This window comes from Photorhabdus aegyptia, assembly GCF_000612035.1.
Lineage (GTDB): Bacteria > Pseudomonadota > Gammaproteobacteria > Enterobacterales > Enterobacteriaceae > Photorhabdus > Photorhabdus akhurstii.
The window spans coordinates 54,424-69,926 of sequence record NZ_JFGV01000011.1 but is presented as its reverse complement, the minus strand read 5'-3'; the positions used below and the strand labels follow the sequence as shown (position 1 = coordinate 69,926).

General features: G+C 44.5%; 14 protein-coding genes and 6 tRNA genes. 1 reads left to right on the top strand and 19 read right to left on the bottom strand.

What is annotated here, in order from left to right; all coding sequences use genetic code 11:
- Positions 1 to 22 precede the first annotated feature (22 nt).
- From BA1DRAFT_RS05075 to miaB, 10 genes are all read right to left on the bottom strand, one after another.
- A complete protein-coding gene (locus BA1DRAFT_RS05075) occupies positions 23 to 748 on the bottom strand; it encodes an amino acid ABC transporter ATP-binding protein (RefSeq protein ID WP_036776724.1) in 726 nt (241 codons plus the stop codon).
- A complete protein-coding gene (gene gltK, locus BA1DRAFT_RS05070; protein WP_036776721.1) occupies positions 748 to 1,422 on the bottom strand; it encodes a glutamate/aspartate ABC transporter permease GltK in 675 nt (224 codons plus the stop codon). The genes BA1DRAFT_RS05075 and gltK overlap by 1 nt, the downstream gene beginning before the upstream one ends.
- Complete coding sequence (locus tag BA1DRAFT_RS05065; protein ID WP_036776719.1) at positions 1,423 to 2,163, bottom strand: amino acid ABC transporter permease; 741 nt, start codon at positions 2,161 to 2,163, stop codon at positions 1,423 to 1,425. It lies immediately after the preceding gene.
- Between the two features lie 132 nt (positions 2,164 to 2,295).
- Positions 2,296 to 3,189, bottom strand: coding sequence for an amino acid ABC transporter substrate-binding protein (locus tag BA1DRAFT_RS05060; protein ID WP_036776717.1), 894 nt, complete (start codon positions 3,187 to 3,189; stop codon positions 2,296 to 2,298).
- A 567-nt stretch (positions 3,190 to 3,756) separates the two neighbouring features.
- A complete protein-coding gene (locus tag BA1DRAFT_RS05055; RefSeq protein WP_036776716.1) occupies positions 3,757 to 4,218 on the bottom strand; it encodes a carboxymuconolactone decarboxylase family protein in 462 nt (153 codons plus the stop codon).
- Between the two features lie 130 nt (positions 4,219 to 4,348).
- On the bottom strand, positions 4,349 to 5,878 hold the full coding sequence (lnt, locus tag BA1DRAFT_RS05050; protein ID WP_036776713.1) for an apolipoprotein N-acyltransferase: 1,530 nt from the start codon (positions 5,876 to 5,878) through the stop codon (positions 4,349 to 4,351).
- 7 nt (positions 5,879 to 5,885) lie between these two features.
- Positions 5,886 to 6,767, bottom strand: a complete 882-nt coding sequence (gene corC / locus BA1DRAFT_RS05045) for a CNNM family magnesium/cobalt transport protein CorC (protein WP_036776710.1) — start codon at positions 6,765 to 6,767, stop codon at positions 5,886 to 5,888.
- Positions 6,768 to 6,839: 72 nt separating this feature from the next.
- Positions 6,840 to 7,307: an rRNA maturation RNase YbeY gene (gene ybeY, locus BA1DRAFT_RS05040; RefSeq protein WP_036776707.1), complete on the bottom strand. Its 468-nt coding sequence runs from the start codon at positions 7,305 to 7,307 to the stop codon at positions 6,840 to 6,842.
- Entirely contained in the window at positions 7,304 to 8,281 is a 978-nt protein-coding gene (locus BA1DRAFT_RS05035; protein WP_181147861.1) for a PhoH family protein, read from the bottom strand. The genes ybeY and BA1DRAFT_RS05035 overlap by 4 nt, the downstream gene beginning before the upstream one ends.
- An 87-nt stretch (positions 8,282 to 8,368) precedes the next feature.
- Positions 8,369 to 9,799: a tRNA (N6-isopentenyl adenosine(37)-C2)-methylthiotransferase MiaB gene (gene miaB, locus BA1DRAFT_RS05030; RefSeq protein ID WP_036776705.1), complete on the bottom strand. Its 1,431-nt coding sequence runs from the start codon at positions 9,797 to 9,799 to the stop codon at positions 8,369 to 8,371.
- 198 nt (positions 9,800 to 9,997) lie between these two features.
- On the opposite strand from miaB, the gene ubiF reads away from it, so the two are divergent.
- A complete protein-coding gene (gene ubiF / locus BA1DRAFT_RS05025; RefSeq protein ID WP_036776809.1) occupies positions 9,998 to 11,179 on the top strand; it encodes a 3-demethoxyubiquinol 3-hydroxylase in 1,182 nt (393 codons plus the stop codon).
- Positions 11,180 to 11,347: 168 nt separating this feature from the next.
- Here the strand turns inward: ubiF and BA1DRAFT_RS05020 are convergent.
- The 9 genes from BA1DRAFT_RS05020 to nagB form a co-directional block, all read right to left on the bottom strand.
- Positions 11,348 to 11,422: transfer RNA gene (locus tag BA1DRAFT_RS05020), tRNA-Gln, on the bottom strand.
- Between the two features lie 6 nt (positions 11,423 to 11,428).
- A tRNA-Met gene (locus BA1DRAFT_RS05015) sits at positions 11,429 to 11,505 on the bottom strand.
- A 55-nt stretch (positions 11,506 to 11,560) separates the two neighbouring features.
- Positions 11,561 to 11,635: transfer RNA gene (locus BA1DRAFT_RS05010), tRNA-Gln, on the bottom strand.
- Positions 11,636 to 11,687: 52 nt separating this feature from the next.
- Positions 11,688 to 11,762: transfer RNA gene (locus BA1DRAFT_RS05005), tRNA-Gln, on the bottom strand.
- A 28-nt stretch (positions 11,763 to 11,790) separates the two neighbouring features.
- A tRNA-Leu gene (locus tag BA1DRAFT_RS05000) sits at positions 11,791 to 11,875 on the bottom strand.
- 5 nt (positions 11,876 to 11,880) lie between these two features.
- Positions 11,881 to 11,957: transfer RNA gene (locus BA1DRAFT_RS04995), tRNA-Met, on the bottom strand.
- A 151-nt stretch (positions 11,958 to 12,108) separates the two neighbouring features.
- Positions 12,109 to 13,332, bottom strand: coding sequence for a DNA-binding transcriptional regulator NagC (gene nagC / locus BA1DRAFT_RS04990; RefSeq protein WP_036776702.1), 1,224 nt, complete (start codon positions 13,330 to 13,332; stop codon positions 12,109 to 12,111).
- Positions 13,333 to 13,347: 15 nt separating this feature from the next.
- Positions 13,348 to 14,508: an N-acetylglucosamine-6-phosphate deacetylase gene (gene nagA / locus BA1DRAFT_RS04985; protein ID WP_036776700.1), complete on the bottom strand. Its 1,161-nt coding sequence runs from the start codon at positions 14,506 to 14,508 to the stop codon at positions 13,348 to 13,350.
- 86 nt (positions 14,509 to 14,594) lie between these two features.
- On the bottom strand, positions 14,595 to 15,407 hold the full coding sequence (nagB, locus tag BA1DRAFT_RS04980) for a glucosamine-6-phosphate deaminase (protein WP_036776696.1): 813 nt from the start codon (positions 15,405 to 15,407) through the stop codon (positions 14,595 to 14,597).
- Positions 15,408 to 15,503: the final 96 nt, after the last annotated feature.

Here is a 15,503-nt window from a genome sequence, read left to right as displayed (position 1 = left end):
CACCACCGGAAATGAAATGAGGTTAGTGAAGAATCTTAGCGAGAAATTCTTTGGCGCGATCTGATTTTGGATTCGCAAAGAAATCTTCTTTCTTGCTATCTTCAACAATTTTGCCTTCATCCATAAAGATAACTCGGCTGGCTACTTTACGGGCGAAGCCCATTTCGTGAGTAACAACCATCATGGTCATCCCTTCGTCTGCCAGTTTAACCATGACATCAAGCACTTCATTGATCATTTCAGGGTCGAGTGCGGAGGTGGGTTCGTCAAATAGCATGGCAATCGGGTCCATACAAAGGGCACGGGCGATTGCTACACGTTGCTGCTGACCACCGGAAAGTTGCGATGGGAATTTATTCGCCTGACTGGCAAGCCCAACGCGTTCAAGTAATTTCAATCCTTTTTCTTCTGCCGCTTTTTTATCACGATTAAGCACTTTAATCTGCGCCAGAGTTAAATTCTCAATGATGGAGAGATGGGGGAACAGCTCAAAATGCTGGAACACCATGCCGACTTTAGAACGTAGTTGTGCCAGATTGGTGTTTTTGTCATTGACTTTAATGTCATTAACCAGAATTTCACCCTGTTGGATGGATTCCAGACCATTAACCGTTTTTATCAGGGTGGATTTGCCTGAGCCAGATGGGCCACAGACCACAACGACTTCACCTTTTTTAACTTCAGTTGAGCAGTCGGAGAGAACCTGAAATTGGCCATACCACTTGGATACATTTTTCAGGGAGATCATCAAACAGTCCTTTTCTTCAAATAGTTAACCAGCATAGATGCGGCAATACTAATAATAAAATAAACCAAACCAGCAAATAGGATCATTTCGACCTGAGTGCCATCACGCTCACCGATATTTGCCGCAGTACGGAAAAAGTCCGCGAGACTGAGCACATACACCAATGAGGTGTCTTGAAACAGTACGATCCCCTGTGTCAATAACAGCGGAGTCATCGCACGGAATGCTTGAGGCAGGATAACCAGCCTCATACTTTGCATTGGTGTCATACCTAATGCCAGTGCTGCCGAAGATTGCCCGCGGGAGATACTCTGAATTCCTGCCCGGATAATTTCTGAATAGTAAGCTGCTTCGAAAAAGGCGAATGCAACCATAGCTGAAATTAAACGAATATCTGTTTTCGGAGAAATCCCCAGAACATTCTGTACTAGGCTAGGCACAATTAGGTAGAACCATAACAGTACCATAACTAGTGGTACAGAGCGGAACAGATTGACATATAAAGTGGCAAACCAGCTCAGTACTTTTATCGAAGAGAGCCGCATAACGGCCAGCACGGTTCCCCAGAGAATACCGACAACAACAGCAATAATCGTTATTTTTGCTGTAATGACTAAGCCTTGTAGCAGAAATGGGATACTGGGGATAATCGAACTCCAGTCAAACTCGTACATTTATTGACCTCCAATATTACCCGGTAAACGTACCTTTTTCTCAAGCAAGTGCATGGCGAGCATAATCACCAGATTGATTCCGACATAGGCCAACGTAATGGCGGTAAATGTTTCATAAGCATGTGCTGAGTAATCAAGTAACTTACCTGCCTGTGCTGCCATATCTACCAGACCAATAGTGGAGGCGATGGCGGAGTTTTTTACCAGATTCATCATTTCTGATGTCATGGGTGGAATGATCACTCGATAGGCGTTGGGTAATAGGATATAGCGATAGGTCTGTGGCAAGGTTAGCCCCATTGCCAGCCCTGCCGATTTTTGCCCGCGTGGTAGTGATTGTATGGCGGCACGAACCTGTTCACACACACGTGCCGCAGTGAAAAGACCTAAACAGACAGTGGATGAGAGAAAAAATTGAATATTAGGGTCCAATTCAGTTTTAAACCACAGACTAATTTTTTCTGGCAGTAGTTCAGGTACAACCAGATACCAGATAAAAAATTGAACTATCAGCGGTACGTTACGAAAAAGCTCAACATAACAGGTCCCTATCCCAGATAATATTTTATTGGGAACAGTGCGCAAGATGCCGAACAGCGAGCCGACAATGAAAGCGAGAATCCAGGCGCAGATAGACAAGGCGATCGTCACCTGAAATCCAGCTATCAACCAGCCAAGATAAGTCGTATTGCCAAAGGGGGCCGCTTGCAAAAAGATGCCCCAGTTCCAATCGATTGACATAATAATACTCCCTGTGAGGGGGTAGCTTGATCCCCTGAAAGCGACTGATTGGCTGAGAAAAAAAAGCGAGGTAGGGAACGGCCACCTCGCACCCTGTGATGCCAATCAAATAGTCATTTTTTAATTATATTTCTAGTCAAGCGCCTTATCATTTGGCGATTTAAATAGTGCTTTCATTTCATCAGACAAAGAGAAGTTCAGGTTCAGATTCTTGGGTGGAATCGGGTGTTTGAACCAGCGCTCAAATGATTTCTCTGCCTCTCCTGAGGTTTGCGTCTGAACAATGGTCTCATCGATCAGCTTCTTGAATTGAAGATCGTCTTTGCGCGATATACAACCATAGGCTTCTCTAGACTGAGGCGTGCCAACAATTTCCCATTGATCAGGTTTTTTCGCTTTAGCGCGTTCGCCTGCTAGCAGAGCATCGTCCACCATAAAGGCGATTGCACGGCCGGATTCCAGAGTACGGAATGAGTCACCATGATCTTTTGCACTGATGATGCGCATTTTCATGTTTTTTTTATCGTTGAGTTTATTCAGCAATATTTCAGAAGTCGTACCTGCTGAAACAACGACATTTTTGCCGGCTAAATCAGGGAAATCTTTTATACCGGAACCTTTTTTAGTCAGCAAACGTGTACTAACAATAAAGATAGAGTTTGAGAAAGTGACTTGTTTTTGGCGTTCAAGGTTATTGGAAGTGGAACCGCATTCGAAATCGTAAGTGCCATTTTGTAGCAATGGGATGCGATTTTGAGAAGTTATGGGTATCAATTTTACTTGCAGATTTGGCATGTCCAGTTTCTTTTTCACCGCTTCAACAATCAGATTAGAATAATCCTGAGAGTAGCCGACGACTTTTTGCTGATTATCGTAGTAAGCAAAAGGTACGGAAGACTCACGATGTCCTACAATGATCACGCCATCATCTTTAATCTTTTTCAGTGTTCCCGTTAACTCTTCGGCCTGAACAGCCCCCGCCATGCCAAGTAACATCATGGTTAGTACTAGGTTACGCATACGCATATACAACTCCTTTAATGTGGCTATCGTTTGCGATGTTGTGTTTGCAAAAGTCTCTCTGTGATTTGTTTTTAATCGAGGATCATTTGCTGTCATATGTATATATAGTGTTAAAAAATAGTACAAAAGGGTTGGTCAATGAAAATGAATTGTTTCTATTTCGGGAGCTGTCTCGCACTATAAATGAACAATGTTGTTTATCTTGCACAATAAAGGTGCGTGATTATCATTTTTTTAGTGCATTTTCCCATTTTGGGTTAGTGAAACAGCTATTTTCCTTTTCATTCATAGATATATACCCTATGGATTTCAAGATGCATCGCGGCGGCAAGGGAGCGAATCCCCGGGAGCATAGATAACTATGTGACCGGGGTGAGAGAGTGCAGCCAACAAAGAGGCAACTTGAAAGATGACGGGTAATAGCAGCAATTAGCGTGCCAAAATAATAAAGGGAGGGAAAATTAGCACCAATAAGTTGTTTAAGTAGGTTATTTGCATAACATAGAGTGATATCAGTTGTTGAGGGTTAGCATAGTTAATTATCGCTAGTAATTAACTATGCTGAATTTCTTAAGATAGGTCAGTGGCCGAATTGGGCAATGTATATTTCATACCAATTGCCAGACGATTCCACAGGTTGATAAGGCCGATTAACAACGTTAAATCGACAATCTCTTTTTCATCAAATTCTGCTAATAACGGGGTGTAATGTTCATCTTCTGCCCCAGTTTCGGCAACCCGAGATAAAGCCTCTGTCCAGCCTAATGCCGCACGTTCCCGTGATGTAAAAATAGTTGCCTCTTTCCAGGCACTCAGGAGATAGAGTTTTTGTTCGCTATTTCCTGCCTTGCGGGCAGCTTTGGAATGCATATTAAGACAAAAGGCACAGCCATTGATTTGGGAAACTCTGACTTTGATGAGTTCGATGAGTGCCTTACCGAGAGTGGATTGGTAAGTTAATTCATCGACTTTTACGACTGCATTATAAAGCTCTGGTGAAATTTCTGATGGTTGCAGACGTTTTGCTTGCATAACTTGTTACTCCTTTGTTTTTCTATCAATTGGATGGAAGATGGATTAAAAGTTAATCTGTTTCTGCATAGTGCAAAGGAATAGTGCAAGGGAGCAATTTCGCTCCCTTTTGATGATATGGATATCTGGATCAAATTTTACGGCGGTTATATGTTAAGGCAAACAGGGCAAACAATACGGTAATTATCCATACCGGCCAGTTACCCCAGCGAGCATAAGGTGTTATCCCGGTTGCGGGTGTCACTTTAGCTGCCAAAACATTACGGGTAAATTGTGGGAGTGCTGCTTGCACTTCTCCGTCCGGGCTGATAACGGCTGTAATGCCGTTGTTGGTACCACGTAGTAATGGGCGTCCTAATTCGAGGGAGCGCATGCGTGCCATTTGGAAATGTTGCCAGGGGCCAATTGAACTACCAAACCAAGCATCATTGGAAACAGTGAGTAAGAATTCGGTATCCGGTTTGAAATTCGCACGAACCTGTTCACCCAGTATAATTTCATAACAAATCGCGGTGGTCAGGTTATATCCTGCAACAGAAAGCTGTGGTTGAATGTAGTTGCCACGGCTGAATGAAGACATGGGTAAATTGAAAAATGGCGCCAAGGGGCGGAGTAGAGATTCCAGTGGAACAAATTCGCCGAATGGTACCAGATGATATTTATCGTAACGAATAGCTGCCGGATATTGATAAGGTATTTTATCGCCGAGGACAATCACGCTGTTATAGATCTTATCACTGTCGCCAACGGCTCTTTCATCGACGATACCGGTAATAAGACTGGTATGTTGATTGCGTAACAGTTCGTCCAATTTTGTTAGAAAATGACGTTGATAACTTTCCAATGAAGGAATAGCAGATTCCGGCCAGATGATTATCGGTGTTTTGCCGATATATGGCAGGCTGTTGTCCATGTAGATGTCCATAGTTTCGTTGAGCATATGGGGGGCCCATTTCAGGGATTGTGGGATATTTCCCTGAACGAGCGCGACATCAACTGTTTTTTCAGGCAGTAGGTTGTACCACTGATAATGGCGTATTGGCCACGGTAATAGCAAAATGGCGACAGCGATAATACCGGCGACTATTTTCCGATGTATGACGGCCAGAACGAATAATCCACTAATAGCCATTAACAGGAATGTGATGGCTTCAACACCCAAAATTGGTGCAATGGCTTTCATTGGACCATCTAATTGGCTATAGCCGAATTGTAGCCAAGGGAAACCGGTTAGAATCCAGCCGCGCAGGAATTCGGTAAGTTGCCATAATGCAGGTGCTGCCACAGCCAGCCTTACCCCGTTCGTTTTTGCGAAGAAGCGGTTGAGTAAGCCAGCGAATAAAGCAGGATAGAGCGAGAGATAGGCGGCAAGTAATATGACCAGCAGAATATTGACCGCGGTTGGCATGCCGCCGAAATTGGCAATGCTGACATACACCCAGTTTGTACCACTGCCAAACAGACCGAATCCCCAACAAAAAGCAATAAATGCCGCTTGTCGGGGTGTCCTGTTCAAAGTCAGAAGTTGTAGTCCAAACAGGGAGATAATAGCGGCAGGCCAGAAGTCAAAAGGTGAAAAAGCCAGTGTTCCACTGGCTCCAAAAAACAGTGCCAGTAAGGCGCACAGCCGCTGGCAATTTAATAATGAAACTTTGTTCATTCAGATTTTATTCTTCTTCAAGGTTAGGTATTGGCGCATCGTCCGGTATCGTAACATAAACCTGAATAATTCTTCGGCTATCGGCCATAGCAACTTTAAAGAGATAACCGTTGATATCAACGGACTCCCCTCTGGCTGGCAAATGACCGAATGCCTGCATAACCAGACCGCCAATAGTATCCACTTCTTCATCGCTGAATTGGGTGCTAAAGGCTTCATTAAAGTCTTCAATCTGAGTCAGCGCTCGTACCGTATAGGTATGACGGCTCAGGGCTCGAATATCGACATCTTCTTCTTCATCGTATTCGTCTTCAATTTCACCGACGATCAGCTCAAGAATATCTTCGATAGTGACTAGGCCCGATACACCACCAAACTCATCAATGACGATTGCCATATGATAACGTTGAGAACGGAACTCTTTCAGCATGCGGTCAACCCGTTTACTTTCAGGTACAACGACAGCCTGACGCAGAACCTTATCTATGCTGAATGGCGGCGCATCGGTACGCATAAATGGCAATAGGTCTTTTGCCATTAAAATTCCTTCAATGTGATCTTTGTCTTCACTGATCACAGGGAAGCGAGAATGAGCCGAATCGATAATTACATCCAGACATTCGTCCAGGGTTTGATTACGTTTTAAGGTAACGATTTGAGAACGGGGGATCATGATATCCCGGACACGCTGATCGGAAATATCCATTACCCCTTCGAGCATATCGCGGGTATCAGGATCAATCAGATCGTTTTGTTCAGAGTCACGGATCAGTTCCACCAGTTCATCACGACTTTTTGGCTCACCGTGAAAAAGCTGGTTAAGAAGAAGAGTGAAAAACCCTTTCTTAGGGCCAGGGTTATCGTTACTTGAAGGATGGTCGTCGCTCATGGCGTTTTAATGAAAATTTCCCATTAAATAAGTTATTGTCGGTATTTTTTAGCATAAAAATGGTACGAATGGTTACTTTTTTTCTGCAAGGTAGGGGTCAGCATAACCTAACGCTTGCATAATTTCTGTTTCCAAAGATTCCATTTCTTCTGCTTCATCATCTTCGATATGGTCATAACCCAGCAAATGTAGGCAGCCGTGCACAACCATATGCGCCCAATGTTCTTCTACTGTTTTTTGTTGTTCCTCCGCTTCTTTTTCAACAACCTGACGACAGATAATGAGATCGCCAAGCAGGGGTAAATCAACCTCTGGTGGGGCTTCAAATGGGAAAGATAACACATTTGTTGGCTTATCTTTACCACGGTATGTCAGATTTAAATCGTGGCTTTCTGCCTCATCAACAATGCGGATAGTGACTTCACTTTCAGGTTGAAATTGAGGTAAAACCCCATCCAGCCAGCGCTGGAACAGGGTTTCTTCAGGAAGACCTTGTAAATGCTCACAGGCAATTTGTAAATCAAGTATGACTGAACTCATTGTGCTTCCTGCTTGCGTTGTTCACTGAGTGTCTGTTTGCGTTTTTGCTCGGTTGCTTCCCACTCTTCATAGGCAATGACAACTTTAGCAACAACCGGGTGGCGGACAACATCATCACTGTGGAAAAAGTTGAAACTCAGCTCGCCGACGCCTGATAGAACTTCAATGGCATGGCGTAGGCCGGATTTCTGCCCACGAGGCAGGTCGATCTGCGTAACGTCACCGGTAACAACCGCTTTTGAGTTGAAGCCGATACGGGTCAGAAACATCTTCATCTGCTCGATGGTCGTGTTCTGGCTCTCATCCAGAATAATAAAAGCGTCGTTTAGGGTTCGTCCACGCATATAAGCTAATGGAGCAACTTCAATAACGTTACGCTCGATCAGCTTCTCAACTTTTTCAAAACCTAGCATTTCAAACAAAGCGTCGTAGAGTGGGCGCAGGTACGGATCAACTTTTTGGCTCAGGTCGCCAGGTAGAAAACCCAATTTTTCGCCCGCTTCTACTGCCGGACGGGTTAGCAGGATACGGCGGATTTCCTGCCGTTCCAGTGCGTCAACCGCAGCGGCAACGGCTAGGTAAGTTTTTCCCGTACCGGCAGGACCAATCCCAAACGTAATATCATGGCTAAGAATATTAGCAATATATTGTGCCTGATTGGGCGTACGTGGTTTCACCATGCCGCGTTTGGTGCGAATATTAACAGCTTTACCGTATTCGGGTATGCTCTCGGCGGTTTGCTCCAGAACCCGGCTCTCGGTAATTGCCAGATGGATCTGTTCTGGTTTGATGTCAGGGATCACCCCACGGACAGGGGAAGTTTCCGCATATAAATGGCGTAGGATATTAGTGGCTGCGCTAACGCACAGCGGTTTACCCATCAGTTTAAAGCGGTTATCGCGACGGCTGATTTCAATACCTAACCGGCGTTCAAGCTGCTTCAAATTGTCATCAAACGGACCACACAGACTCATTAGGCGCTGATTATCGGCTGGTTCGAGGAAAATTTCCTGAGTTGCTATTTGTGAATGAATTTGTTGAATCACTGATTATCTCTATATTTAGGGCTGATAAGTGCCGACCCCGATTTCATCTTCTTTACGGGTACGGGCTATAACGGACTCAGGTGATTCGTGTATACGAAGATCCATTTGATCTTCGGTACGGATAACTTTACCGCGTAGTGAGTTGGCGTAGACATCAACAATTTCAACATCAACGAATTTGCCAATCATATCAGGCTGGCCTTCAAAGTTGACAACCCGATTGTTTTCGGTACGGCCAGAAAGTTCCATCACATTCTTACGGGAAGTTCCTTCAACCAGAATACGTTGTACACTGCCCAACATAGCACGGCTGTAGCTCATTGCTTGTTGGTTGATACGTTGTTGTAACAGGTAAAGACGCTGTTTCTTCTCTTCTTCACTGACATCATCAGGCAGATCGGCTGCCGGTGTTCCCGGACGAGCAGAATAGATGAAGCTGTAGCTCATATCGAAATTGACATCAGCGATCAGTTTCATGGTTCTCTCGAAATCATCTTGGGTTTCACCTGGGAATCCGACAATGAAGTCAGAGCTTATTAAGATATCAGGACGTGCTTTGCGCAGTTTGCGGATAATGCTTTTATACTCAAGGGCTGTGTGGGCGCGTTTCATCAACGTTAGAATACGGTCCGAGCCACTTTGCACCGGTAGATGCAGGAAGCTAACCAATTCCGGCGTATCTTCGTAAACAGCGATAATATCGTCTGTAAACTCAATGGGGTGGCTAGTCGTAAAGCGAATACGGTCAATACCATCTATAGCTGCGACTAAACGAATTAACTCAGCGAAAGAGCAGATATCACCATCATAAGTGGCGCCACGATAAGCGTTCACGTTCTGACCGAGAAGGTTGACTTCACGTACGCCTTGCGCGGCAAGTTGCGCGATTTCAAACAGAACATCATCACATGGGCGGCTAACTTCTTCTCCGCGGGTATAAGGGACGACACAGAAAGTACAGTATTTGTTGCAGCCTTCCATAATAGAAACGAAAGCAGACGGGCCTTCAGCGCGTGGTTCAGGAAGGCGGTCAAATTTCTCGATTTCTGGGAAGCTGATATCAACAACCGGGCTGCGGGTACCTTTCACCTGGTTGATCATCTCAGGTAAACGGTGCAATGTTTGCGGCCCGAAAATAATATCTACACACTGAGCGCGTTGGCGGATGAAATCCCCTTCCTGAGAGGCGACACAGCCACCGACTCCAATGATGATATCTGGATTAGTATCTTTTAGGTTTTTCCAGCGGCCTAATTGATGGAAAACCTTTTCCTGTGCTTTTTCGCGGATTGAACAGGTATTTAATAGCAAAATGTCTGCTTCTTCGGCGACATCGGTTAACTGATAACCGTGAGTACTTTCCAGCAGGTCGGCCATTTTAGATGAATCATATTCATTCATCTGACAGCCCCAAGTTTTAATATACAGTTTTTTTATCGTCGACATTTTCTTGTGCATCCGAGCTTTCTACCGCGCTGAAACGGGTTATTACACGGCAAAAGCAATTGTGTATTAGGCATAAAGTTGTCGGGTATTGTAGTCATTTGCAGGAGCAGTGACCAGACTGTTAAACAGGATATTCTCTACCGGAGAATTAAAAATTCGGTACACTGTACTAATCAATGGGTTAATAGCATGACTGAGATGAATAATTCACAACAGATTTTTGATGTAGTGGTGGTTGGTGCTGGCATGATCGGCGCTGCAACAGCATTGGGGCTGGCACAGGAGGGTTGGACAGTTGCTTTATTGGATCATCAACCACCACAATCTTATGATGCACAGAGTCATCCTGATGTACGTGTATCAGCAATCAGTTGTGCTTCTGTCGATTTGTTCAAACAACTTGGCGCATGGGATACGGTATTGCAGATGCGTAGCGCGCCGTATCGTACATTAGAGACCTGGGAACAGAATGATTCTAATTTGGTGTTTGATGCACAAAGCCTAGGGTTGCCTGAGTTGGGCTATATGGTTGAAAACCATATCTTGCAACTGGCTTTGTGGCAACAGTTTGAAAAATATCCCAATTTGACTTTGCTATGCCCGGCAGTATTGCAATCAATGCAGTGGCAGAAAGTGGGGTGGTTAGTGACTCTGGCTGACGGAACAGAAATGACGGCTCGCTTAATTGTCGGGGCTGATGGTGCTCGTTCTCAGGTTCGGCAAATGGCGGGAATTGGCAGCCGTGGTTGGCAGTACAGACAGTCTTGTATGTTGATCACGGTAAAAACAGAACAGCCACAACAGGATATTACTTGGCAGCAGTTTTTTCCTTCTGGCCCGAGAGCGTTTCTTCCACTGTTTGATCAATGGGCTTCGCTGGTGTGGTACGACAAACCGGTACGCATACGACAATTACAGGCAATGTCGATGGCTCAACTTGAGCAGGAAATTTTTCAGGCATTTCCTGTTCGGCTAGGTAAAGTGACCCCCGTTGCTGCCGGTTCATTTCCTTTGGCTCGTCATCATGCTAACAGTTATGTACGTGAAGGATTAGTATTGTTGGGTGATGCAGCTCATACCATTAATCCTCTGGCCGGGCAGGGAGTAAATCTTGGTTATCGGGATGTGAATACTCTGCTTGATGTTTTGGTGAAGGCGAAAGAATTAACAGAGCAGTGGGATTCATTGGAAGTGTTGATGCGTTATCAGCGTCGTAGAATGCCGGATAACCTGATGATGCAAGCTGGAATGGATCTATTTTACACCGTGTTCAGTAATGAGCAGCCAGGGCTGAAAGTTGTTCGTAATCTGGCGCTGATGGCAGCTCAACGGGCTGGCGTGATGAAAAAAGCAGCGCTTAAGTATGCGTTAGGATTGTAACCGTATAGGTTGGTAGTGAAGATCACAAGCACGTCGTAAATTTGTTTATGGCGTGGACAATTTACTTTTCTTCTATATATGCAATAAATATATGCACTTACGAGCGGAGAAAAACAGAAGGGACTTGGAAAGCGAAAACCCGCTTGTTGTAAGCGGGCTTCCTGAATATGGCTGGGGTACCAGGATTCGAACCTGGGAATGCCGGAATCAGAATCCGGTGCCTTACCGCTTGGCGATACCCCAATAAAATGGTGGCTACGACGGGAATCGAACCTGTGACCCCAGCATTATGAGTGCTGTGCTCTAACCAGCTGAGCTACGTAGCCTTATTTTTGATGCGAGAAATTTACTACAAAATATCAGTGAGCGACATCCAGTTAATGGCTGGGGTACCAGGATTCGAACCTGGGGATGCCAGGATCAAAACCTGGTGCCTTACCGCTTGGCGATACCCCAACTGAAAGTAGTCACTGTACAACATGTTGTCAGAATTGTGTTATCAAGATTATGGCTGGGGTACCAGGATTCGAACCTGGGAATGCCAGGATCAAAACCTGGTGCCTTACCGCTTGGCGATACCCCATCTGAATAACGACAACTCGATGAATGAATGGTGCGGGAGGCGAGACTTGAACTCGCACACCTTGCGGCGCCAGAACCTAAATCTGGTGCGTCTACCAATTTCGCCACTCCCGCAAAGATGGTGGCTACGACGGGAATCGAACCTGTGACCCCAGCATTATGAGTGCTGTGCTCTAACCAGCTGAGCTACGTAGCCATCTTTTTTGCATTACCTTCATCGGCGTTGCGGGGCGCATTATGCGTATATCAGCTAAATGCGTCAACTGCTTTTTTCTCGAAATCTGCTTAAAGTCGCTTGTTTGATTGGCATATAAGCATTTTGCTGTCAAAAGCAACAAAAAATAACATTACCCTTCGAGTAAGTGTTGTAACAGGACACCATTAAGCATAGCACGTTTAGTCAGAGCGAAGGCGCCAATAGCAGAACAGTGGACTAATTCAGAAACCACGATTGGCAGATCTTGACGAAATTCTTTCAAAACCTGAGAGTTGATACAACTTTGAATAGCGGGTAAGAGCACTTTCTGAGCTTCAGTAATTTCTCCCGCCAGCACAACCTTCTGTGGGTTAAATAAATTAATCGCGATAGAGATGGCTTTGCCGAGGTGATGGCCGACGCTTTTTATCACTTCAGAGGCTAATGGATCATTTTGATTAGCGGCTTGGCAGATAGCTCTGATATTGCAATTATTCAATGTTAGCTGGCTTGGAAAACCTTGCTTTAATTGATGCTGAACTCGCGCTTCTATCGCTGAGTTAGCGGCGATAGTTTCCAGGCAGCCAAAATTGCCGCAGTGACAACGCTCACCGAGTGGATCAATTTGAATATGGCCAATTTCACCTAAGTTTCCTCTATTATTGAGAAGTATCTGGTTATTGATAATCACCCCGGCGCCGGTACCTCGATGGATACGTACCAATATTGAATCTTCACAATCACGGGTAGCGCCGAAATAGTGTTCAGCTAATGCCAAACTGCGAATATCATGACCCACAAAACAGGTAATGTTGAAATACTTTTTCAAATTATCGACCAGAGTCCAGTGAGTCACTTTAATATGAGGCATATAACGGACGATGCCGGTATCGGGGTCAACTAATCCGGGCAGGATAACTGAAATGGCGATGAGTTCGCGTATTCTGCGTTGATTTTGTTGAATAAAGTTTTCTATTGCGTTGATGAGCTGGTTTTCAACTTTTTGCTGAGTCGCTTCAGGCAGTGGATAATGTTCTTCAACCAAGGCCCTGCCGCTCATATCATAAAGAGCGAGAGTAGCATCATGGCGGCCAAGGCGGACACCGATAGTGTGGAAGTGACGATTTTCTGTAACGATGGAAATGGCGCGGCGGCCTCCGGTAGAGGCTTGTTGATCGACCTCTTTAATCAAGCCCCGTTCGAGTAACTGACGAGTAATTTTAGTCACACTGGCTGGCGCAAGTTGACTTTGTTCAGCAATTTGAATGCGAGAGATTGGCCCTTGTTGATCAATCAGCCGATATACCACGGCTCCGTTAAGTTGCTTCACAAGGTCAATATTACCAATTTGTTTTTGTGTGTTGTTATAACTCATCAGCTATTTAGTCCGTCAAAGTTCAGTTTCTTTTCCGTTAACGATGGTCTTGCAGATTTTAAAGTCGTGACTGAAAACAGTGAGGTTAGCGATTTTCCCGGTTTCAACGGCGCCAAGATATTTATCAACGCCAATTGCGCGAGCAGGGTAGAGAGTTGCCATCCTCAGTGCTTCATCTAGTGCAATACCAACATGTTCAACGCTATTTTTAACGGCATCTATCATAGTGAGAGAAGAGCCACTTAGAACGCCGTTTTGATCAACACATAATCCGTTGCGATAGTATATGGTCTTACCTGCGAAGGTGAAATGCTCCATTTTACAGGAGGTCGGATCGAGTCCGGCTGGGGCCGTCGCATCTGTTACTAAAATTAACTTATCGTTTTTCAAACGCTTGGTATTACGAATATTTGGCCATGAAACGTGTAAACCATCAGCGATGATTCCAGCATAAATTTCAGGTGTATCAAAGATAGCGCCAATCAAACCGGGTTGGCGGCCTGAAATAGCTGGCATGGCATTATAAAGATGGGTTGAGATAGTAATTCCGTTTTGGAATCCCTGTCGGGCCTCTTCATAACTGGCATTTGAATGACCGGCGGAAATGACAATACCGGCTTCTACTAACTGCTGAATATATTTTTGTTCAACCATTTCCGGTGCGAGAGTCAACTTAGTGATGACATCAGCGTTATCGCACAGGAAATTTATCATTTCAGATGTAGGCTTACGGATAAACTCTGGATTATGAGTGCCTTTCTTTACCGGATTGAGATAAGGACCTTCCAGATGCAGACCTAAAGCCTGATGCTGATGATGCTTAAGATAAGTGCGCATGACTTCAACAGAGGCCATCATCAATTCGTCTGTGCTGGTAATTAGAGTGGGTAAGTAACTGGTACAGCCAGAGCGTTCATTGGTTTTTTGCATGGTATCCAGCGTCTTTTCTGAAATATTTTCCAACTGATCGTTGAACTGAACACCACCACAGCCATTAACTTGCAGATCAATAAAGCCGGGAGAAAGAATTGCGCCATTTAGATCACGTTTTTCAATCTGTTCGGGTAACTCTTGTATTAGGCAAATTCGTTTAATTAAGCCGTCTGCAATGATAACGGCATGCTCATCTAGTCTGTTGTGACCGGTATATATAATGCAGTTGGTTAAAGCATACATCTTAGCCTCCTATGGGATCGGGAGATGATGATTGAAGATAATGATGGTAATCAGCCTGCGAGAGAGGCATCAGGCTGTGTAGATTGTTAATTTTTGCTGGCGAATTCGCCGATAATATCTGCTTCCAGTTGGTGGAAATATTTGACTGTTTTTACCTTCAATTCCATTGTTGCCGGTTCGTCACAAACAATGATGGATTTAGGATGCATTTGCAGACAGCTTATCGTCCACATATGGTTGACATTGCCCTCGATTGCCGCCTGAATGGCTTGAGCCTTATTGAGACCTGTTGCAAGGATCATAATTTCTTCTGCATCCATTAACGTGCCTACGCCGACGGTCAGGGCGTATTTAGGCACCTGATTAATATCATTATCGAAGAAGCGGGAGTTAGCTGTGCGGGTTTCTACGGTAAGTGTTTTAATGCGTGTACGGGAAGTCAGAGATGATGCCGGTTCATTGAAGGCAATATGACCGTCGTTACCGACACCCCCCATAAATAGATGTATTTGACCGTAAGATTTAATTTTGTCTTCATAACGTTGACATTCCGCTTCGACATCAGAGGCATTACCATTGAGCAGATTGATGTTTTCTTTTGGAATATCAATGTGATCAAAGAAATTCTGGTGCATAAATCTATGGTAGCTTTGTGGATGATTCTCGGCGATACCAACATATTCGTCCATATTGAATGTCACAATATGTTTAAAACTGACTTTCCCTGCGTTATGCAGAATAATTAACTCTTTATAAGTTGCCAGTGGTGTACTGCCGGTTGGCAACCCCAAAATAAAAGGGTGCTCGGCGGTAGGGTTAAATGCATTGATTTTGCTAACGATATAGTGTGCGGACCATTTACCAACGTCACTTGCATTCGTTAGGGGGATCAGCCTCATAAGTGCCTCTTAAAACAAGAAATTATAGCGGTTGGATAAATTAACTGATTAACTAATCTTCTTATCGTGCGAATACTAAATCATTTGTATGAGCAG